The 19708-nt window shown below is 62.5% G+C and carries 19 protein-coding genes; 9 read left to right on the top strand and 10 right to left on the bottom strand.

What is annotated here, in order from left to right:
* Positions 1–22 precede the first annotated feature (22 nt).
* Complete coding sequence (locus K5658_RS04355; RefSeq protein WP_221065760.1) at positions 23–661, bottom strand: alpha/beta hydrolase; 639 nt, start codon at positions 659–661, stop codon at positions 23–25.
* Positions 662–901: 240 nt separating this feature from the next.
* Here K5658_RS04355 and K5658_RS04350 point away from each other — a divergent pair, with 240 nt between their 5' ends.
* The 5 genes from K5658_RS04350 (at position 902) to K5658_RS04330 (ending at position 5174) form a co-directional block, all read left to right on the top strand.
* Entirely contained in the window at positions 902–1090 is a 189-nt protein-coding gene (locus tag K5658_RS04350; protein WP_221065759.1) for a hypothetical protein, read from the top strand.
* Between the two features lie 294 nt (positions 1091–1384).
* Positions 1385–1987 carry a pseudouridine synthase gene (locus K5658_RS04345; RefSeq protein ID WP_221065758.1) on the top strand — a complete coding sequence of 201 codons (603 nt, stop codon included), beginning with the start codon at positions 1385–1387 and terminating at the stop codon, positions 1985–1987.
* 106 nt (positions 1988–2093) lie between these two features.
* Positions 2094–3047 (top strand): acetylxylan esterase, encoded by a 954-nt coding sequence (locus K5658_RS04340; protein ID WP_221065757.1) that lies wholly within the window; start codon positions 2094–2096, stop codon positions 3045–3047.
* Positions 3044–3772, top strand: coding sequence for an esterase family protein (locus K5658_RS04335; RefSeq protein WP_221065756.1), 729 nt, complete (start codon positions 3044–3046; stop codon positions 3770–3772). Before K5658_RS04340 ends, K5658_RS04335 begins: the two co-directional genes overlap by 4 nt.
* A 139-nt stretch (positions 3773–3911) precedes the next feature.
* Positions 3912–5174 (top strand): glycerophosphodiester phosphodiesterase family protein, encoded by a 1263-nt coding sequence (locus K5658_RS04330; protein ID WP_221065755.1) that lies wholly within the window; start codon positions 3912–3914, stop codon positions 5172–5174.
* Between the two features lie 60 nt (positions 5175–5234).
* Here K5658_RS04330 and greB read toward each other — a convergent pair whose 3' ends face one another.
* Complete coding sequence (gene greB, locus K5658_RS04325; RefSeq protein ID WP_221065754.1) at positions 5235–5738, bottom strand: transcription elongation factor GreB; 504 nt, start codon at positions 5736–5738, stop codon at positions 5235–5237.
* A 122-nt stretch (positions 5739–5860) separates the two neighbouring features.
* Here greB and K5658_RS04320 point away from each other — a divergent pair, with 122 nt between their 5' ends.
* Positions 5861–6910 (top strand): hypothetical protein, encoded by a 1050-nt coding sequence (locus K5658_RS04320; RefSeq protein WP_221065753.1) that lies wholly within the window; start codon positions 5861–5863, stop codon positions 6908–6910.
* Between the two features lie 28 nt (positions 6911–6938).
* On the opposite strand, the gene K5658_RS04315 is transcribed toward K5658_RS04320, so the two are convergent.
* Positions 6939–7217: an outer membrane protein assembly factor BamE domain-containing protein gene (locus K5658_RS04315; RefSeq protein WP_221065752.1), complete on the bottom strand. Its 279-nt coding sequence runs from the start codon at positions 7215–7217 to the stop codon at positions 6939–6941.
* 188 nt (positions 7218–7405) lie between these two features.
* Here K5658_RS04315 and K5658_RS04310 point away from each other — a divergent pair, with 188 nt between their 5' ends.
* Both K5658_RS04310 and K5658_RS04305 read left to right on the top strand, forming a co-directional pair.
* Positions 7406–9523 carry a radical SAM protein gene (locus K5658_RS04310; RefSeq protein WP_221065751.1) on the top strand — a complete coding sequence of 706 codons (2118 nt, stop codon included), beginning with the start codon at positions 7406–7408 and terminating at the stop codon, positions 9521–9523.
* 277 nt (positions 9524–9800) lie between these two features.
* Positions 9801–10598 (top strand): hypothetical protein, encoded by a 798-nt coding sequence (locus tag K5658_RS04305; protein WP_221065750.1) that lies wholly within the window; start codon positions 9801–9803, stop codon positions 10596–10598.
* A 222-nt stretch (positions 10599–10820) separates the two neighbouring features.
* Here K5658_RS04305 and K5658_RS04300 read toward each other — a convergent pair whose 3' ends face one another.
* The 5 genes from K5658_RS04300 to K5658_RS04280 all read right to left on the bottom strand — a co-directional run bounded on the left by K5658_RS04300 (position 10821) and on the right by K5658_RS04280 (position 16630).
* A complete protein-coding gene (locus tag K5658_RS04300; RefSeq protein WP_221065749.1) occupies positions 10821–11249 on the bottom strand; it encodes a hypothetical protein in 429 nt (142 codons plus the stop codon).
* A 459-nt stretch (positions 11250–11708) separates the two neighbouring features.
* The gene (locus K5658_RS04295) at positions 11709–14810 is read right to left on the bottom strand and encodes an efflux RND transporter permease subunit (protein ID WP_221065748.1); all 3102 of its coding nucleotides are present in this window, start codon (positions 14808–14810) and stop codon (positions 11709–11711) included.
* 6 nt (positions 14811–14816) lie between these two features.
* A complete protein-coding gene (locus tag K5658_RS04290) occupies positions 14817–15941 on the bottom strand; it encodes an efflux RND transporter periplasmic adaptor subunit (protein ID WP_221065747.1) in 1125 nt (374 codons plus the stop codon).
* A 75-nt stretch (positions 15942–16016) separates the two neighbouring features.
* Entirely contained in the window at positions 16017–16319 is a 303-nt protein-coding gene (locus K5658_RS04285; protein ID WP_221065746.1) for a DUF3240 family protein, read from the bottom strand.
* Complete coding sequence (locus K5658_RS04280) at positions 16298–16630, bottom strand: hypothetical protein (RefSeq protein ID WP_221065745.1); 333 nt, start codon at positions 16628–16630, stop codon at positions 16298–16300. The genes K5658_RS04285 and K5658_RS04280 overlap by 22 nt, the downstream gene beginning before the upstream one ends.
* A gap of 340 nt (positions 16631–16970) precedes the next feature.
* Here K5658_RS04280 and K5658_RS04275 point away from each other — a divergent pair, with 340 nt between their 5' ends.
* The gene (locus K5658_RS04275) at positions 16971–17525 is read left to right on the top strand and encodes a beta/gamma crystallin family protein (RefSeq protein ID WP_221065744.1); all 555 of its coding nucleotides are present in this window, start codon (positions 16971–16973) and stop codon (positions 17523–17525) included.
* Between the two features lie 489 nt (positions 17526–18014).
* On the opposite strand, the gene K5658_RS04270 is transcribed toward K5658_RS04275, so the two are convergent.
* Both K5658_RS04270 and K5658_RS04265 read right to left on the bottom strand, forming a co-directional pair.
* Positions 18015–18893: a hypothetical protein gene (locus K5658_RS04270; RefSeq protein WP_221065743.1), complete on the bottom strand. Its 879-nt coding sequence runs from the start codon at positions 18891–18893 to the stop codon at positions 18015–18017.
* Positions 18890–19546 (bottom strand): hypothetical protein, encoded by a 657-nt coding sequence (locus K5658_RS04265; RefSeq protein WP_221065742.1) that lies wholly within the window; start codon positions 19544–19546, stop codon positions 18890–18892. The genes K5658_RS04270 and K5658_RS04265 overlap by 4 nt, the downstream gene beginning before the upstream one ends.
* Positions 19547–19708 lie beyond the last annotated feature (162 nt).

The following is a 19708-nucleotide window of genomic DNA, read 5'->3' as shown; positions in this document are numbered from 1 at the left end:
CCGCGCGGGCCGGACCGCCCGGCTAATCCCGCCACGCCTCCCGCACGATGCGGCGGATCAAGTGCAATTTGCGATGGAAAAAATGGTCGGCGCCGGGGACGACCTGCACCACCAGTTCCAAAGGTTCGGCCCAGCGCAGCACCTCGGCCAAAGGCACGGTGGTGTCCTCCGCGCCGTGGATCACCAGGGTGTCGGCGGCTATCGCCCCGCTGGCGTAGTCCCGGCTACCGTCGGAAAAACCCGCCGCCGTGCCCACCAACACCAAGCGCCGGGCGGGACTGCCCGCCGCGGCCAGCCGCTCGGCCAGTTTGCCCGTCACGAACGCGCCGAAGGAAAACCCGGCCAGATAGACCGGCAAACCCCCGCCGAAACGGTCCAGGGCGTAATCATGCGCCGCGAGCAAATCACAGGTTTCGCCCCGGCCCGCGTCGTAGCGCCCTTCGCTGGCCCCGACGCCCCGGAAATTGGGGCGCAGGCTATGGCAGCCGAGTTCCTGGAAGGCGCGGGCCAAGGTGGTCACCACCTTGTTGTCGGCGGTGCCGCCGAACAAGGGATGCGGATGGGCGATCAAGGCGATGCCGGTGGCGGCGGGATGGGGTTCGACGAAAACCTCGAGTTTACCGTCGGGACCGTCGATCAAATGGCGTTCGATTGCAGGCATGGGAAACGGCGCGATGGGTTGGAAAACAAACGTCCTGGCGGTCAGCGGAAGCCCGCCCCGGACCCTCGATAGCTTGGCGCAAGCGGCGGATTGCGTCCATCGGGGAGGATGCGGGACGCGGGATAGGCGGTTTCTCTCATTAACGGATGGGTGCCATGCCAGGATAATGATCGCGTCCGCCGTTTGCCGATGTCAAAACCGAGGGCCGACAAGGATGTTTTTCATTCCAAGGAGGAAACCATGCGCCGCCAACGTGACAAACCGGCTTTTCCATGGAAGGACGCGCTAGACCTGCTCAATATCATAAAACGCGGCTGCCGCCTGACCGGCCACGCCTTGCGCTTCCTGATTCTGGACCTAATATTTTCCGCCATCTCCGAATTGCTGATAGCGACCTTTGGCAACCCGATCTTTTGGGTATTTTCCTGATATCGCTCTGCGGCGGGAACCCTGTCCAGACCCCGCGACGAGGTTTTCCGCGCCGTCGCCTCCGGCCCCGCGGCGGACTCGGACCCCTAGGCATCCCTTGATCCTGGGGCCGACCGCTCCGCTGTGATGCGGCGGCTATTCCAGCCGCTGGGAAGCCGGGCAAGAACCACCCCATGACCTTACGCGAAGTTCCTGCCTAATTATGGGCGGATCGCCAATATCCGGTGAACCGGATATCCCATAGAATCAGGGGGATAAACAATCCCAGACCCAAGCGGACCGCGTCGCGAACCCATGCTGATCCTGTTCAACAAACCCTACAACACCCTGAGCCAGTTCACCGACCGCGCCCAACAGCGCCCCACCCTGGCCGACCACCTCGCCATCCCTCGCATCCGTCCAGCGGGCCGCTTGGACTACGACAGCGAAGGGCTGTTATTGCTGACCGACGATGGCCGGCTCCAGGCCCGCATCGCCGACCCCCGCCACAAACTGCCCAAGGTGTATTGGGCGCAGGTGGAAGGACTCCCGGACGCGGCGGCGCTGGCGCGACTCCGCTCGGGGGTGGTGCTGAACGACGGTCCCACCCTGCCGGCGGAGGCCCGCCTCATCGAAGAACCCGCGAACCTCTGGCCCCGCGATCCGCCCATCCGCTACCGCGCCGCCATCCCCACCGCCTGGATCGAACTGGTCTTGCGCGAAGGCCGCAACCGCCAAGTCCGCCGCATGACCGCCGCTGTGGGCTATCCCACCCTGCGCCTGATCCGCGGCGCCATCGGTCCCTACCGGCTGGACGGACTGTTGCCCGGCCAATGGCGCGAAGCCGAACCCATAGCGCCGACACCGAATCCCCGGCACTGGCGGAAACCCCCGCCGCGCCATCCCCACCGCGCCTGACCCGGCCCGGACCCCGGAAGCACTGTGCTTCCGGGGTCCGGGTGGCGCGCCCGCGCCGGTTTGACGGACAATCGCCGCTTTCCAGTCCTCCCGTCACAGGTCTCGCGTGGCTTTCCCTCACGGCTATCATTTCGACCCCACCTACGGCTACGGCCTCGAACGGCTGCTGCAAATCGGCTGTCCCGACGAACCCCCGGATTTCGCCGCGTTCTGGCAGGGCCGCTACGCCCGCGCCCTGGAACTCCGGCCCGAACCCCGGCTGTCCCAGCGCCAGGATTGGCACCCGGCCTACGAGTGCCACGATATCGCCTACCGCTCCACCGACGATTTCACCATCCACGGCTGGCTGCTGATCCCCAAGCACGGCCCGGTGCGGCGCGGCGTGGTGGTGGGGCATGGCTACGGCGGGCGGGATGGGCCGGACTACCACCTGCCGGCCGAAGGCGCGGCCTTCCTGTTCCCCTGTTTCCGGGGCTTGTCGCGCAGCCAGCGCCCCCCTATTTCCAACAACCCGGCCTACCACGTCCTGCACGATATCGACAAGCGCGACCGCTATATCCTGGGCGGCTGCGTGGAGGATGTGTGGCTGGGGGTGTCGGCCTTGTTGGCTTTGTTCCCGGACGCGGCGGGGCATGTGGGTTATATGGGCGCGAGCTTCGGCGGCGGGATCGGGGCGCTGGCCCTGCCTTGGGATGGGCGTATCCGTTTGGCCCATCTCGCGGTGCCGACCTTCGGCCACGTGCCTTTGCGCCTGGGCCTGCCCACGCTCGGCAGCGGCGAGGCCGTGCGCGGCTACGAACAGCGCCACGGTAACGTGTTGGCAACACTCCGCTATTACGATGCCGCCTGCGCCGCCCGCAGGACCGTCATCCCCGTCCATGTGGCGGCGGCGCTGTTCGATCCGGTGGTGGCCCCGCCGGGGCAGTTCGCCATCTACAACGCCCTGCCCGGTCCCAAGGAGTTATTCGTGCTGGAGGCCGGCCATTTCGACTACCCCCGCCAGTCCGAACAGGACCACGCATTGCTGCAAACCCTCGCCCATTTCTTCTCCCCCCTATGAACCGCGAATATCACCGCTGGTATAGCCCCCGCCTGCACCGCGATATGGAACTCCTGGTCTTCGGCCACGCCGGGGCCAAGGTGCTGGTCTTCCCCACCCGCGATGGCCGTTTCTACGAATACGAGAACCTCAGGATCGTGCAATCCATCGCCGATAAGATCAAGGACGGCCATTTGCAGCTGTATTGCGTGGAGGGCTTGGCGGACGAGACCTTCTATTGCTGGTGGCGGCAACCCGCCGACCGGATCAAGCGCTATCTGCAATACGAGGACTATCTATTGCACGAGGTGCTGCCGTTCATGGCCGACAGGAATCCGCATCCTTGCACCATTTCCCATGGGTGCAGCCTGGGCGCGTTCTACGCCGCCAACTTCGCCTTCCGCCATCCACATCTGTTCCAAAAGCTCAGCGCCTTCTCGGGCCGCTACGACCTGACCTTGAACATCGAGCATTTCGGCAACCTGTTCGACGGCTACTACGACGAGAACATCTACTTCAACACCCCCAACCATTACCTGCCCAACCTGGAATGCCAGTGGCGGCTGGACGCCCTGCGCAAGATGGACATCATCCTGGTGATCGGCAAGGACGATCCCTTCCTCGACAATAACCGCCAACTCAGCCACATCCTGTGGGGCAAGGGCGTGTGGAACGCCCTGCACGAATGGGATGGCCGCGCCCACCAGGGCCGGTATTGGAGACAGATGGCCCCGCTCTATCTGTAAGGCCGCGGCCGGAAGCGGGCCGCCCGCCGACACCAACCCGTCACACTAAGCCCCGCAAACCCGCAACACAGCCTGGGTATCGTCCGCCGCGCCGCCATTCCGGGCGGCAGGCACCACCTTTCCATTCGACGAGGTACCCATGTTGAAGCCCATCGCGACCCTGGCCCTAGGCTCCCTGTGCGCCGCCCTGCCGGTCTTGTCCCAGGCGGAAGTCATCAATGTGCAAGTGGGCGTGCGCCCTTATTTCCTGGTGGACGATATGAGTCCCGGTCCGCTGAAGAAGCGCCTGTCCTCGCTGTCCTGCCAGGAAGGTCCGTTCCACAAGACCGATTTCTCCATCGGCCACCGCGGCGCGGCCCTGCAATTCCCCGAACACACCCGCGAATCCTACGAAGCCGCCGCCCGCATGGGGGCCGGCATCGTGGAATGCGACGTGACCTTCACCAAGGATAAGGAACTGGTCTGCCGCCACGCCCAGAACGACCTGCACACCACCACCAACATCCTCACCCTCCCCGAACTCGCGGCCAAATGCACCACGCCGTTCCAACCGGCCACCTTCGACGCCAGCGGCAACCTGCTGGCCCCGGCCAAGGCCGAATGCCGCACCAGCGATATCACCCTGGCCGAATTCAAACAGCTCCGGGGCAAGATGGACGCCTTCAACCCCCGCGCCAAAACCCCCGAGGAATACCAGGGCGGCACCGCCTCCTTCCGCACCGATTTGTTCGCCGGTCCTTCCAGCGGCACCTTGATGACCCATAAGGAAAGCATCGCGCTGTTCAAGCGGCTGGGCGTGAAGATGACCCCGGAACTGAAATCGCCCTCGGTCGCCATGCCGTTCGATGGCTTCAGCCAGGAGCAATACGCCCAGAAGATGATCGACGAGTACAAGGAAGCCGGGGTGCCGGCCTCCCAGGTGTTCGCCCAGTCCTTCAACCTTGGCGACGTGCTGTACTGGGTCCAGAACGAACCCGCGTTCGGTGCCCAGGCGGTCTACCTCGACGACGCCGACCTGACCGCCAACCCGCCGATCCCGGTCCCGACCCAGGCCGAAATGCAAAGCTGGGTGGACCAGGGCGTGAAGATTTGGGCACCGCCGACCTGGGTCTTGCTGGCCCCGAACAAGGCGGGCACCGGCTTCGTGCCCTCCAAGGCAGCCAAAGCCGCCAAGGCGGTCGGACTCGACCTCATCACCTGGACCCTGGAACGTTCCGGCATCCTGGCCGACGGCAGCGGCGGGTTCTATTACCAGAGCGTCGAGAACGTACTCGCCAACAAGAAAAACGAAGGCGTGGCCCTGGAGGCGCTGGACGTGCTGGGCCGCCAAGTGGGCATCCGGGGCATCTTCTCCGACTGGCCGGGCACCGTGACCTATTACGCCAACTGCATGGGACTCTAAGGCGTTTGGCCGTGGGCCATCGGGGGCGGGTTTCCGCCCCTCAATCCGGTGGCCGACGGCCTATTCCCCTTCCCCATAGCGCACAGCGACGACGAACCACCGCGCCAACCCGCCCGGTGTCGCCACGCTCACCTCGTCGTCGATGGCCTTCTTGAGCAGCGCCCGCGCCAAGGGCGCGTCCACGCTGATCCAGCCCCGCTGGGTGTCGATCTCGTCCGCGCCGACGATGCGGTAGGTGGTTTCGTTCCCGGCCTCGTCCTCCAAAGTCACCCAAGCCCCGAAGAACACCCGGTCGCCCGGCTTCGGCGCTTGGTCCACCACCGTCAGCAATGGCAGGCGCTTTTGCAGATAGCGGATGCGGCGGTCGATGCCGCGCAGTTCCTTCTTGCGGTAGAGGTACTCGGCGTTCTCCGAGCGGTCGCCCTCGGCGGCGGCGGCGGCGAGGTGCTGGGTCACGTCGGCGCGGCGTTCCCACAGCGCCTTGAGTTCGATTTCGAGGCGGCGGTAGCCGGGGGCGGTGATATAGGGGGAGGATTTGGGGGTGGCGGGTCGCCAGCGGGACATGGGTGACTCGGGTCGGCTTGGATCGGAGCGCCATTATAGGCGTTACAAGCCGATACGCACGGGACTCAAGCCCTGGCCGCGCCGGTCGATAACCCATTACCCGCCCGCCCGGAGGTCCAGCCATGCGCGTCGTCTCATCGTCCATCCAGATGCAAACCCGGCATCAGGCCAGCCAGACCGAAAGCCGCCAAACTTCCCTGCAAATCCGCGCCACGCCGTCCGAAAGCGGCGCCCGCGCCACCGTCACCGATATGCTGACCCTCAGCGACCAAGCCCTGAGCGCCGCCGCCTCGGCTCCGACGGGTGGTTCCACCGACCCGGACGATGGCTTGAGTTCCAAGGACCGGCTCAACATCGCCCTGATCCGCCGCCTGTTCAAGCTCGTCACCGGCCACGATCTGGTGGTCGCGACACCGGGGCAGTTGCGGCAGGCACTGCAAGGCGGTTCCACCACCACCCCCAGCGCCAGCCCATCCACCCCGGCCCGCGCCAATTCCAACAACACCGGCTTGACGCTCAGCACCACCGTGACCCGCCGGGAAACGGAAGCCACTTCGTTCAGCGCCAGCGGGACGATCAAGACCGCCGATGGCCAGACCCTGCAATTCTCGGCTAAGCTCAACATGAGCCGGGAATTCACCTCGCGCCTGCAAATCGGGGCGGCGGCGGCGAACGCCCCGGCCAAGGTCGACCCGCTGGTCATCAACTACGGTGGCAAGGCGGCGGAACTCGGCGACGCCCGCTTCGAGTTCGATCTCGACAGCGACGGCCACAGCGAACAAATCGCCAACCTGAAACCCGGCAGCGCCCTCCTGGCCCTGGACAAGAACGGCAACGGCAGCATCGACAACGGCAAGGAGTTGTTCGGGCCGACCTCCGGCAGCGGCTTCGCGGAGCTGGCCCAGTACGACCAAGACCACAACGGCTTCATCGACGAGGGGGATGCGGTCTACGACCAGCTCAGGCTCTGGGTGCGCGACGACGCGGGCGGATCGAAACTGGTGGGGCTGGGGCAGATGGGGGTCGGGGCGATCTATCTCGGCAGCGCCGCCACGCCGTTCCAATTGAACGATGGACAAAACCGCAACCTCGGCCAGGTGGCCGCCACCGGCCTGTTTTTGCACGAGGACGGTGGCACGGGCACGGTGCAGCAGGTGGACTACACGGTGTGAGCGGCGGGCACCGCCGCCACCGGGACGCCTACAAGCCCTGCGCCTTGAACAAGACCACCTGGTCGGCGATGAAGCGCACGCTGATGGTGGCGGCGGGCGGCTTACCCCAGCGGCAGTTCTTGATCGCCATCACCGCGTCGCACTCGCTGGGCTTGCCCAGGAGCTTGACGACCTGGTCGAACTCCATGCCCATCTTCAATTGATCGTAATTGCGCTGGTTGACCGGGCTGCCGCAACCCGCCAAGCCCAAGGCCAATCCCGCCAGCAGCATGATCCGCCGACCCGCGCCCCACATGGAATGCTTCATCTCAGGCTCCCCGAATGAATGGAAGCGGCGATTCTAACCCGGCATCCACCGCTCCGTAACCGCCGCCGCAGGTCGATGGCGCATCCGCTCGCCTTGCCCCGGCCTCTAAGGTTATAACTTCCAGTCAACGCCGCCCTCGGACCCGATGGCGCGGCACCGAACACTCCCTTGCCACAGGACTCCCCGCGATGACAGCGAAACCCGGTTTCTCCACGCATAAACAGCGGACGATCAAATCTTTCCAAGGCCATTTGGAAGGCCGGGAATCCCCCGGCCACCCGTTGGAAATATTCCTGGAAATCAGCAATGTCTGTAATCTGAAATGCGCCATGTGCAGCGTGTTTTCCGAGCTGAATCCCTATCGTTTGTTCGCCCTCAAATCGGAGGAGCGCGGTTTCCTCGATCCCAAGCATATCGAATCCCTGGAACCCCTGTTATCCCATGCCCTGCTGGTGCATTGCTATGGCTATGGCGAACCCACCGTGCATCCCGAATTCGTGGGCTTATTGGATTCCATCCTGCAATACGAGGTGCTGGTGGATTTCTTCACCAACGGCATGAACCTCGGCGAGGAACTCTGCCAATTCCTGGTGGACCGCAAAATCTTCCGGGTCACGGTGAGTTTTTCCGGCGCCACCCCGGAGGATTACGAGAACGTCTACCTGGGCGGCGGGTTCGAGACCGTGCTGGACGGCATCGCCCGCTTGCACCGGGTCAAGACCGAACGCGGCAGCCGCTATCCCGAGATCGAGATCAATTCCATCGCCTTCCAGCACCATATGGACCGCATCGTGGACTTCGTGGCTTTGATGGCCGACCGCGGCGTCAACACCATCTACCTGAAACCCATGCACGCCTACGAAACCCTGCCCATGCTGCACGCCCACGGCGCGGTGATGCGGCCCCAGGTGGAAGGCAAACTGCTGGAAGAAGCCCACCGCCTGGCCCGCCGCCGGGGCCTGGCCCTGGTCGATGAATTCAGCAATGTCGCCACCGCCGCCACGCCCGAGGAGGAAGCCGCCGTGCGTGGCCGCTTGCTCTGGGGCAAGGGCGACGGCGGCGTCGCCACCGTGCCCATCGCCGAACTCAAACAGACCGCCAAGACCGTCAAGGCCCTGGTCCCGCCCAAGGCGGAACGCGCCCGGCCCGCCACCGCCATGGACCAGGCGGGAGCAACCCTCGGCAAATTCCTGGATATCCGCGCCCCGGACCCGGCCACCGGGTTCCAATGCTCCCAGCCCTTCAAAACCTTCTATGTCAACCAGCAAGGCGCGGTGCGGCCTTGTTGCTTCGGATTTTCCAACGCTTATCTGGGCCATCTCGACGCCCACGACGGCGAAACGATTTGGAACGGTATCGGATTCTCAAAAACCCGGGCGGCGATACGCCAAGGCCAATATCCGATGAAAATCTGCGCGGCCTGTTTGAAACAGAAAAGCTACCCCAAGATCGATAGTTTTTGGAGCACGGTTTCGGCCTATGCCGGTTGGTTCAAAGCCAGGTTCGGGGAAGCCTTCCCCGCCATGGCCGATTACGCCCAGCTCTATATCGATAGCGGCGAAGGTTTCAGCGAAGCCGAATCCATTATCCACGGCGTGGCCGATACCCAGGGCGTACAAACCCTGGAATTCAAGCTGGGCACCCGGCCCGCGCCGCGCAACCTGCGGCTGGACCCCATGAACGGACCCACCGCCCTCGCCATCCACAAAATCACCGCCCTCGGGCCGGACGGGCGGGAACATCCGGTCCGCTTCCTGCCGCTGAACATGACGGAAGCGCGGGCGGGCCAGATGGTGTTCGCCTGCCAAGACCCGCAAATCGCCCTGGCGGGCTTCCCGGCGGAAGGCTGCCACAGCCTGGTGGTGGCGCTGAGCTATGCCCCGGAAACCCTGGAACAAGTACTGGCCCAGCGCCAGGGCAGCGCCTATTGCGCCCAATTGTTCATCGACACCGGAACGGGCTATAGCGAGGCGGACTCGATGATCCAGCCCTTGATCCCGAGCCTGGGGCGGCAGGATATCGAGTTCGAGCTGGGAGAAAGGGCCGGGATACAGGCGTTCCGCTTCGACCCGATCAACACGGCGGCGCGGATGCTGATCCACGAGGCCGAGGCCATCGACCACACCGGGAAGCCGCATCCTTTGGCGGTCACTCTATCCAACTTCAGCGGGCAGCGGGATGGCGTCCTGTTGTTCGAAACCGACGATCCGCAAATCCATCTGGAGGCCGCGCCCGACCGGCATTACCGCAAGCTGCGTTTTTCCATCAGCTACCAGTTGTTGGCATCCGTGTCAAGCGGGGTATAGCGGAACCCAGGATTATTGCCGAGAAACCTATCTAGGCATCCAAAACAGGCAAGGTTCGTAGGGTTATGATTCCCATAAGGGCATGGGAGTTAGCGCAAGGTTTATAGCCCTGTCTGTACTGGAAGAAGAACCGGCCAAGGCCGAAAGTATCAGCGGCATTGGCCGTATAAATATCTGCTATCATTGGATCGCTTAATATGATATCGCTTTGCGTAACACCTAAAGCGTATCAAATTACAAGCACATCAAATAGATCAATATAAATAAGAGTACAGCCATGCAAACAAGCCCCAAAATAATCGGCACCATCTTGTCTTGCCTCGTATCAGATGCCTTATTAGCCGCCTGTCCCACGGGCGTCCCGCAAGTCCAAAATACCACTGCGTCCACCAGGACAACCGCAACGTTCACCTTCGGGACTTTGAACGCGAACAAGGTTTTGACCATAGGCGGCTTGGGCTTCGAAAAAATCGCCTCCGGTCCCAGTTTTTCCGCCTCCACCACCGCTTCCGCTTACGCTAGCCTAAGCGACGGAGCCACGTCGGGAACCGTTACCGGACAACCCTCCAATTCATATCAATACTCGGGCACGCTATCGGGCTGGACCACCAGCGCGGTAGGCGGCACCACCAGCAATCCAACCGTGACATTCACCGCCACACCGGGCAATACCAGCACAACTATTACATGGAGTGAAAACGACCCCACCTCTGTCAATGGAACGCCGGTGATAACCCCAGGCACGACCGCCTCGGGCGCCCTTTCCACCTTACTGCTCGGTAATACAGTTTGCGTGGGATCCTCCGGTAACTGGCAGGCGCAGGAATTTCATCAATCCGGGGGGGATTTAATCGATTGGAAGCAAGGGCTCAATAACCCGGTTGACTCCACCACTTCGGTAGGCTCTTGGAGTATTACTGGCACCGGCACCGCGACAAGGGTGGTATATATCTATGGTGGCACCACTTATACCGATGCCGTTTATGATCTTGGCGGAGGCCAGTATCTATTCTGCGATCAAAATGGGAATACTACGACCGCGATTTACATAAAATCCGGACAGGTTGCTTGCTGACCCATCGCAGATTGATGGTCAAGCGATATGGTCATGACCCGGATGGTCGGCAAAATACTCCATGTGTATTATGGTAAATATGGCTCCCATGATGGAAGGGGAAGACCGGGGTTTGCCCTGCCAAACAAGATAAGGCGATAGGACAGGCAGCGCTTACGGAATGGCATAAAAAAGCCGACCCGGATCACCGGGCCGGCCCACATACTGCCTGACAAAGGGGAGTCAGGGGGTTTTCGGGCACACGACGGCGGCGTATTCCACGTCGGTGATCTCGATGGACAGCCAGTTGTCGGGAATCTTCGGGTCGGCCCCCAGGAAGGTCAGCACCTTGCCTTTCAAATCGGCCACGGTGCGGGGGTTGTCGAGAATCTTGATATCCAGCGGTTTCTTGAAATTATTCGCCACCAGGTTTTCCAACGCCTGCTGGTCCGCCGTATTGGCCGCCTGCAACTTGCCGACGATGGTGAAAATGATCTTGTCGAAATGGTAGATGGAGGTCGGCGTCACCCCGGTGGTGGACACGGGGCAGGTGGTATAGGCCGGTTTGCCCGCGCCATCGACCGGGGGCACCGCCGACACCGCGTCGGTGGCGTAGATGGAAGCCGCGGCGAACAGCGGCGCCAGGAAAACGATGCGTTTGTTCATGCTCATGATGGTTTCCTCGAAAGAAGCGGAATCGTTGTGGCCGCCCGCGCCCCGGCGGGAGTTCCCCCGCCCGCCGGGACGGAAGCGTCCCCGATCGGACTTGGGATGGCCCCAAGCCCGGAGAGCAGTGTAAAACTCCGGGAAACCCGTATCAGTGATCTATTACCCGAAATAAGCGGCCATATTAACCGCGATGCTGGACCGGATTATAGATATCCGCTTTGACAACGCTTATGGCTGGGAAATATGACGCTTCCATGAAATGTAGGTGCCTATGTATAAATACCTAATAAGCGGCCTTTGCTCACAGTATGGATAAAATTCGTCGGCACCGATTTGAAAACCCGCCGGATATCCAGTAACCGGCGGAATCCTCCCGGCCAGGGCCGGGAATCCGCAAAGGCCGCGATGAAGGCGCAGGGGGAGAGAAAACCGGGATCGCCCCCCGCGTGCCGGGTAGGCTCCCTACAACTTGAAGCCCGCCTCCTCCCGTTCGAACCAACGGTACAAAGCGGGCAACACCACCAAGGTCAGCAAGGTGGACGAGATCAAACCGCCGATCACCACGATGGCGAGCGGCCTTTGCACCTCCGAACCCGGCCCGGTCGAGAACAGGAACGGAATCAGGCCCAGCATGGCGACGGTCGCGGTCATCATCACCGGGCGGAAACGCTGGCGGCAACCCTCGGCGATGGCTTCCCACTGTGGCAGCCCCTGCCCGCGCAAGCTCCGGATGTAGGACACCAGCACCACGCCATTCAATACCGCGATGCCCCACAAGGTGATGAAACCCACCGAGGCCGGGACCGACAGATATTCCCCGGTCAGGTATAGCGAAACGATCCCGCCCATGGACGCGAACGGCAGCACCAGGATGATGAGGGCCGCGAACCGCAGTGAATTGAACAGCAGGAACAACAGGAAGAAGATCGCCCCGATGGTGATGGGGATGATGAGCTTGAGCCGGTTCATGGCCCGTTCCAGGTTCTCGAACTGCCCGCCCCATTTGAGGAAATAACCGGGCGGCAGCTTCACCTCCGCGCCCACCTTTCGCTGCAATTCCGCCACGAAGCCGCCGAGGTCGCGTCCCCGGACATTGGCCCCGATCACGATGCGGCGCTTGGCCATTTCCCGGCTGATCTGGGCCGGGCCGTCCACCACCCGGACCTGGGCCAGATCGTCCAACCGCACCAAAGCCCCGTTCGGCGATTTCAACAGGATTTCGCCGATGGCCTCGGGGCTGCCGCGGAAGCTTTCCGGGAACCTGACCACCGCCGAGAAGCGCCGCTCGCCCTCGAACACATCGGTGCTGACCCGCCCGCCGATGGCGGTCTCGATGATATCGTTGATATCGGCCACGTTGATGCCGTGGCGGGCGATGGCGCGGCGGTCGATATCGATGGTCAGGTATTGCTGGCCGCTGAGGCGCTCCACCCTGATATCGGCGCTGCCCTCGACCGTGTTCAGCACCTTCACGATTGCGTCGGCCAGCCGCTTGAGTTCCCCGAGGTCGTCGCCGAAGACCTTGATGGCGACATCCGAGCGCACCCCCGTGACCATCTCGTCCACCCGGTCGGAAATCGGCTGGGCCATCACCACCTGCACACCCGGCAAGACCTTGAGCTTCTCGCGGATGGCCTCCGTCACCGTATCCTGGTCCCAGCCTTCGGGCAGGGCCCCACGCGGCTTCAAGGTGGCGATGGGGGTGGATTCGTTTTCCGGCTGGGGATCGGTGGGGCTTTCGCTGCGGCCCAGTTGCGACACCACCCCGGCCACGCCCGGCACTTCCATCACCAGCCGCATGGCTTCCGCTTCCAGCTTGATCGATTCGGCCAGCGACATGCTGGGCACGCGGTTGATGCCCGGCACGATGGTCCCCTCCTTCATCTCCGGGATGAACGAGGAGCCCAGGAAGGGCAAGAGCGACAGGCTCAAACCCAGCACCGCCACCGCCGCCGCCACCACCCTCACCGGATTCCCCAGCGCGAAATCCAACAGCTTGAGATAGGGCCGCTTCATGAAGGCGATGACGGGCGTATCGTGTTCGGCCCCGCCCTTGAGCAGATAGGCGCACAGGACCGGCGACAGGGTCAGCGACAGCACCAGCGAAACCAGCAAGGCGATGGCGATGGTATAGGCCAGGGGGGCGAACAGCTTGCCCTCGATGCCTTCCAGGGTCATCAAGGGCAGGAACACCAGGCAGATGATGCCCACCCCGAACAGCACCGGCGTCGCCACCTCGGTCGCCGCCAGCAGCACGGTCAAGAGACGGTCGCCCCTGTCCTTGGCCTCGCCCAGATGGCGGAAGGCGTTCTCCACCACCACCACCGAACCGTCCACCATGATGCCGATGGCGATGGCCAGGCCCCCCAGCGACATCAGGTTGGCGGAAATGCCGAAATGGTTCATCGCCATGAAGGTGCAGAGCGGCGTAACGACCAGGGTCGCCACCACGATCAGACTGGACCTGAGATCGCCCAGATACAGCAGCAACACCACCACCACCAGCCCCACGCCTTCCAGCAGCACCTTGGCGACGGTGTGGATGGCGGCGTCCACCAGTTCGGAACGGTCGTAGAACGGCACGATCCTCAGCCCGTCCGGCAGCATGCCCTGGCCGTTGATCTCTTCCACCCGCTGCTTGACCTGGGACACGATGCGCTTGGCGTTGCCGCCCCGGATCGACAGGACGATGCCGCCCACGGATTCGGTCACGCCGTTCTTGATGACCGCGCCGGAACGGCCCGCCGCGCCGATCCTCACCTCGGCCACGTCGCGGATGAAGACCGGCGTGCCGTCGATCTCCTTGAGGACGATTTCCTCGATATCCTCCACGCCCTCGATCAAACCCACGCCCCGGATCAGGTATTGCTCGGCGTAGCGCGGCAGCTTGCCGCCGCCGCTGTTGGCGTTGTTGAGCGCCAGGGCGGTATAGACCTCCTTCAGCGTCAGCCCGTAATGGCGCAGGCGGTCGGGATTGGGCAACACCTGGTATTGGCGTTCCAGACCACCGATGGAATTGATCTCGGCCACGCCCGGCACCCCGCGCAACAAGGGCCGCACCACCCAATCCTGAAGGGTGCGGCGGTCGGTCAGTTCCTGGAGGGTCAGTTCGCGGCCACCGTCGTCCGGGCGTTCGAGGGTGTATTGATAGACCTCGCCCAAGCCCGACGACACCGGCCCCAACACCGGCGTGACGCCTTCCGGCAGGTTGGCCGCCGCCTCGATCAGGCGCTCCAGCACCAATTGGCGGGCGAAATAAACATCGGTGTCGTCGCTGAACACCAGGACGATCTGGGACAGGGCGTTGCGGTTGACCGAGCGCAACTCGGTCAGGCCGGGCAGGCCGGTCATGGCGATTTCCAGCGGCACGGTGACGAAGCGCTCGACCTCCTCCGGCGAGCGGCCCGGCGCTTCCGCCGCCACCTGCACCTGGACATTGGTCACATCGGGGAAGGCATCGACCGAGAGTTGCCGGAAGGCCGCCACCCCGGCGGCGACCAAGGCCAGGGCGATCACCAGCACGATCAGCCGCTGCCCGAGCGCGGCGCGGATCAAACCCTCCATGGCGGGCTACTCCAATTCCTTGCGGATGCGCTCGTTGTTGAGATGGAACGCGCCGTCCACCACGATGCGCTGGCCGTAGCTCAAGCCTTCCACCACCCGCCGCCGCCCGTCCTGCTCCACGCCCAGCGCCACCGGGCGCAGTTCGAAATGGTCGCCGCCGGTCTGCACGAACACATGGTCGCGGTCGTCCACCCGCACCACGGCCTGGGCCGGAATCACCAGCCCCGGTTCCGAGGAACGGCGGATCACCATGTTCGCCAGCATCTCCGGCTTGATCCGGTGTTGGGCGTTTTCAACCGCCATCCGCACCGTTACGGTGCGCGTGACCGGGTTCACGGTGTCGGCCACGTAGATCAAGCGCCCTGTGATGCGCTGCTGGAGCAGGGCCGGGATTTCCACCTCGGCATAGCGGCCCGGCTCGACCCGGTGGGCGTCCTGCTCCGGGGCTTCCGCCACCACCCAGACCTGGGACAGGTCGGCGACGGTGAACAAATCGTCGGCGGGCTGGGCGATTTGCCCCACCGATATCTGGCGCTCCAGCACCGTTCCGGTGAGGGTGGCCGTCACCGGGGTCATGGAGTCGATATGGCCGGTGTCGGCGAGGCGGCGGATGGCGGCGGGGCTCATGCCCATAACCTCCAGTTGGTCGTCGCCGGCCCGGAGTTCGACCTCGGCCTCGGCCAAAGCCCCTTCCCGCTCGTGCAGGGTGGCTTGGCTGATGATGCCCTCCTCGAACAAGCGCCGCGCCCGCTGCACCGCCAAGCGCTGCAAACCGACCTGGGTCTTGGCCTTGAGATAGGCGGCCTGGGCGGCCCCCAGTTCGGTGCTGTTGATGAGGGCCAGGGTATCGCCCTGCCGGACGCTTTGGCCGATGAAGGCTTTGATCTCGGTGACGCGGCCACTGATGCTGGGACCGATGCGGGCCACGCGGTGTTCGTCCAGGGCCACCCGGCCCGGCAGCCGCAGGGTTTCGGTGAAATGGGCCTCGGACACCGGCTCGATCACCAGCTTTTGCAAAAGCGCGGGCGGGGCGTGGACGGATAGCTCGGTGGCCTGGGAAGGGGCGGGGGCGATCCCGGCCCAGGCATTGGGCAGGACCAGCGCGAATATCCAGGCGAGCGGTAGTTTCATCGAATCCTCGGGGGTCGGCGAATATAGCGAATCTCCGCACAGGAACAGCAAAGCCGATGCCAGCGGCGGACGCGACTAGATCCGGCCTTGCGCCAAGACCGGCGTCATCCAGTAATGCAGCCCGGTCCCGGCGAACTCAGTGGTAAGACGCTCGACCAGCCGGAACAGTTCGGCCTCCGGCGCGTGTAGCTCGAACCGGACTTGGCGCTTGCGGCCCGCGACCTGCTCGGCCAGGCTCAGCCCTTGGTGGCGGCTGGAATGGCCGCTCACCGGGAAGGTGCTGAAACCATGATCGGGCAGGGATTCGAGCAACCAATCGACCAGGGGTTCTTCCAGGCCGGGCGGGCAAATCAGGGTCAACAGGGAAAATTCGGACATGGGGGATTCCTGGGTGTGGAAGGATGATGCGTCACCGGGGGGGATTGTAACGCGGGCCGCAGCAGCCCCGGCAGCGGTCTCTGGACCGGAATCGCGGCCTCTTCCAGCAAGGCCAGGACGGCCGGGCGGTGGCTGGGTTGGCGGGTCAGGTAATGGGCCTGCCCCAACGCACCCGCCCAGCGCGCCGCTTGTCCGGGATCGATCAGCTTGTCCCGCAAGGCTTTCAAGGTCTCGACGGCGAGATAAATTTGGCCGCGCTCGCGATAGACCTCGCCCTGGCTCAATGCCTCTTCGAGAGACGCCGCTGCCAAGGTACCAGACCCCACTCACAATAACACTGCTAGCCAGCTTCGCAGTCCCGTAGCTTCAATCAAAGGGCAAGCCCCGGAAGACTGCTTCTGCCTAAGAACACAGGGAGCTTTTTATCCGTCTGATCCAGTTCGCAATTCCAGCGACTCAAAATACACTATGTCACGAAGGTCAGCGTGCCTCATTTTTTTAGGATGTCACTCATTAGGCGCGCGGCATCCTGTCCATCCGGCCCGGAAAATCCGTTTCCAACCCATCACAAGGAGGCTTAACCCACCAGACCGAATAACCAAGTTTTCCGTATCGATAACAAGCATCGTAATAATCAACAAGGTGATCCATATGCCTCATATCGTCTTATTCGAACATGAAAACTTCAGCGGCCGCCGGGTCGATATCAACCAATGTGGCTCCAGCCTGGGCCGCGACCATAATTTCAACGACAAAACCTCGTCCATCATCGTGGTGCGGGGAACCTGGCTGGTCTACGCCGACGGCGATTACAACGGCAAGTGCTGGGTTTTGAAACCCGGCGAATATCCCACCCCCGGTACCTGGGGCGGCTCGCACGACAATATCTCCTCCCTGCGCCCGGTCCCTGCGGACAAAGGACTCCCCCTGGCCGTCCTGTTCGGCGATGGCGATTTCAATGGCCGCATGGTGTCCTTCACCGAAGCCAATGCCGATTTCCCTTACATCGGTTTCAACGATCAGGTGTCTTCGGCGATCATCGTGCGGGGCAACTGGTCGGCCTACCGGGATACCAATTTCAGCGGCCAGCGCTGGGCGCTCTCCGATAAGGGCGGTCCCACCCAGAATGGGTTCTATTCCGGCCCGGACGGGTTTTTCGACAACGACGCCATTTCCTCGATAAGGCCGGATTCCGAAACGGCATAAACCAGCGGGTTCTTGGACAGACCCCACCGTCCGCCAAACCATCGGCGGGCGGTACAGGCCCGACCGATCCCCTTTCAAATTCCACCCCGTATACCCGGAAATGGCCACCCGGCACGCCCATGCGTCCTCCCCTGCCGGGTCGGCGGAAACGCCTGTCCGAACGCGCCACACCCTTCGACGAGAAGAACCGTATCGGGCCTCAAGCGCCGGGGTTTGCCTGTTGTTCCAGCCGGGATAGGACCGGGCATGGCGACGATCCCACCGGATCAGACGGCGCGGCGGTGGGGGATTTGTGGCGGGGCGGGCGGGGGTTGATGGAATTCGCGAAGGATTCGGGCTTGCCGCGTATGGAGCGGCGGGGTGGTTTCTTGGCGGGGAATCGCCTGGCAAGCAGTGGATTTAATAAGCCTGGGAAATCTTTTACGCCTTCTCGACTCGTAGGCTGCGGCATCGGCATCGATCCCCCATACCCATACCAACAATCACGCCCTACTCCACTTTGGAATCAGGATACGAAAACATGGGTATCCCCTGCGCGATAGCGAACTGGCTGCCTTTATACTTGGCCTGGATCGAAGATATCCGCTTTCCAGTAATTTCAAAAAGCCTTCTCTCGGCAGACTCAAACCCCTGGATGCCGCTCTCAGATTGATAGATATAAAAATAGCCGCCAGCCTGCCAACACCGCTCGCAAGATGATGGCTCATAGGTATAAACCCGTACTGGAATGGCGGGATCGATCCCCTCGACACTCTGGCTATGATAACCTGCCAGTATCACGCCCTCTATGACCACGCGATGTCCTTGCCTGACCTTCCAAACCACTGGATTATAAGCCGTCAAAACCAAAATTATAGGGCGCTCACTATAACTAACATCTACCTCGACAAAACCTTGCCTGTGTTGGTTGGCATAGCGGGCATGGCATTCTCGCATATTCGCGGAATCGCGGTGGTCGCCGCCGCATTTACTCCACCAGGGCCGACCGTCATCCAAAGGATCACGACCTTCGTATACACCGACCAAGTGTAACTGTGCTTCCTTGGTATAGTACGGTTGCAATATTCCCTGGGGTAAAACCGGTGCCGCAGGCTGGGATTCCGGTCTGGTTCGCTCCACGGTATACGGGCCAACGGGCACGAAGATAGGTTGTATCACAACCACGGTTTCGGACTTAGGCGGGACGGCCACCGGGGCAGGCGTGGCCACCGGAATAGGCGCCACTGGCGGAGGAGGGAAATGAGGCCATACCGCATAGACCCATTCCGCCACGAAAACCAGCGATGCCAGCACGCCTAGCCACTTACGGCGCACCGACGGCTCCCGCTTCAAAACCAAGCGTAACCCGGTGTTCTTAGGCCCACTCATGGGTCGTCACCGAGTTTGAAAACATTATCCGCTTTGAATTTATCGGCTAGAAACCTACCATTCTCTAATAATCCCATTGCATCCTTGTCCAGCGCATTTTTTAAGAGCTTCTGGATATGCTTGTCTAACAGACCAAGCTGCTCAATCAAAAGTGCGCTTGCGGTTTTTCCAGCCGCCAGGCTATGGGATTGGGCATAATGCTTGGGTAGTTTTAGATAGCTGGCCAGCGTGGAAGGTATATAGCGTCGGATGGCGGCTTCGATGATATAAGTATCTTCTGGGTACGAAGCGCACTCGGCCATGCGGGGCAACAGTTCGGCCAGGTTCGATCGGATATTGCTTAGCAAGGACACCGCCTCCGTGGGCAACCGGGACTCCACCACCCCTATGAGCTGGTCCAAACTACCCAACAGCGAAGTCCCATCGGACTTTTTACGGAAATCAACGACGATTTCTTCGGCAAAAGCGCGCCGCCCGATCAGCCAACCCAACCCATAAAAGGCCAATACCAACCAAGGCCATTGATCGACGACGATTCCGCCGAAGTGCAGCCATAGCGCGACCGATCCCAAGATGCAACCGAAGATATTGCAATGGCTCCAAATATAAGCAGGAAACCCAATGGTTGATTGCGCGGATCGACGAATCGGCATGGGCATCGTTCTAAAGCACTTCCGGTTGGGTTATACACTCGGCGTAGATGGGTAGAGCGCAACGAAACCCATCTCGCCGCGCTGTCGGAAACGCATCGATGGGTTTCGGCTCCTGCCTCCGCCCATCCACAGTTAACGCGAAGATGCTCCAGCCGAATAGGG

This window comes from Methylomagnum ishizawai, from assembly GCF_019670005.1.
Classification (GTDB): Bacteria; Pseudomonadota; Gammaproteobacteria; order Methylococcales; family Methylococcaceae; genus Methylomagnum; species Methylomagnum ishizawai.
The sequence above is the reverse complement of the archived record's forward strand: the minus strand, read 5'-3'. Positions and strand labels throughout refer to the sequence as shown.

What these genes read in the sequence shown, in the direction of transcription:
- K5658_RS04350 (WP_221065759.1), top strand. Translation starts at nt 902, where the DNA reads ATGCGCCGCCAACGTGACAAACCGGCTTTTCCATGGAAGGACGCGCTA.
- K5658_RS04265 (WP_221065742.1), bottom strand. Translation starts at nt 19,546, where the DNA reads ATGCCGATTCGTCGATCCGCGCAATCAACCATTGGGTTTCCTGCTTAT.
- K5658_RS04270 (WP_221065743.1), bottom strand. Translation starts at nt 18,893, where the DNA reads ATGAGTGGGCCTAAGAACACCGGGTTACGCTTGGTTTTGAAGCGGGAG.
- K5658_RS04335 (WP_221065756.1), top strand. Translation starts at nt 3,044, where the DNA reads ATGAACCGCGAATATCACCGCTGGTATAGCCCCCGCCTGCACCGCGAT.
- K5658_RS04290 (WP_221065747.1), bottom strand. Translation starts at nt 15,941, where the DNA reads ATGAAACTACCGCTCGCCTGGATATTCGCGCTGGTCCTGCCCAATGCC.
- K5658_RS04300 (WP_221065749.1), bottom strand. Translation starts at nt 11,249, where the DNA reads ATGAGCATGAACAAACGCATCGTTTTCCTGGCGCCGCTGTTCGCCGCG.
- K5658_RS04320 (WP_221065753.1), top strand. Translation starts at nt 5,861, where the DNA reads ATGCGCGTCGTCTCATCGTCCATCCAGATGCAAACCCGGCATCAGGCC.
- K5658_RS04315 (WP_221065752.1), bottom strand. Translation starts at nt 7,217, where the DNA reads ATGAAGCATTCCATGTGGGGCGCGGGTCGGCGGATCATGCTGCTGGCG.
- K5658_RS04345 (WP_221065758.1), top strand. Translation starts at nt 1,385, where the DNA reads ATGCTGATCCTGTTCAACAAACCCTACAACACCCTGAGCCAGTTCACC.
- K5658_RS04355 (WP_221065760.1), bottom strand. Translation starts at nt 661, where the DNA reads ATGCCTGCAATCGAACGCCATTTGATCGACGGTCCCGACGGTAAACTC.
- K5658_RS04275 (WP_221065744.1), top strand. Translation starts at nt 16,971, where the DNA reads ATGCCTCATATCGTCTTATTCGAACATGAAAACTTCAGCGGCCGCCGG.
- K5658_RS04295 (WP_221065748.1), bottom strand. Translation starts at nt 14,810, where the DNA reads ATGGAGGGTTTGATCCGCGCCGCGCTCGGGCAGCGGCTGATCGTGCTG.
- K5658_RS04310 (WP_221065751.1), top strand. Translation starts at nt 7,406, where the DNA reads ATGACAGCGAAACCCGGTTTCTCCACGCATAAACAGCGGACGATCAAA.
- greB (WP_221065754.1), bottom strand. Translation starts at nt 5,738, where the DNA reads ATGTCCCGCTGGCGACCCGCCACCCCCAAATCCTCCCCCTATATCACC.
- K5658_RS04305 (WP_221065750.1), top strand. Translation starts at nt 9,801, where the DNA reads ATGCAAACAAGCCCCAAAATAATCGGCACCATCTTGTCTTGCCTCGTA.
- K5658_RS04330 (WP_221065755.1), top strand. Translation starts at nt 3,912, where the DNA reads ATGTTGAAGCCCATCGCGACCCTGGCCCTAGGCTCCCTGTGCGCCGCC.
- K5658_RS04285 (WP_221065746.1), bottom strand. Translation starts at nt 16,319, where the DNA reads ATGTCCGAATTTTCCCTGTTGACCCTGATTTGCCCGCCCGGCCTGGAA.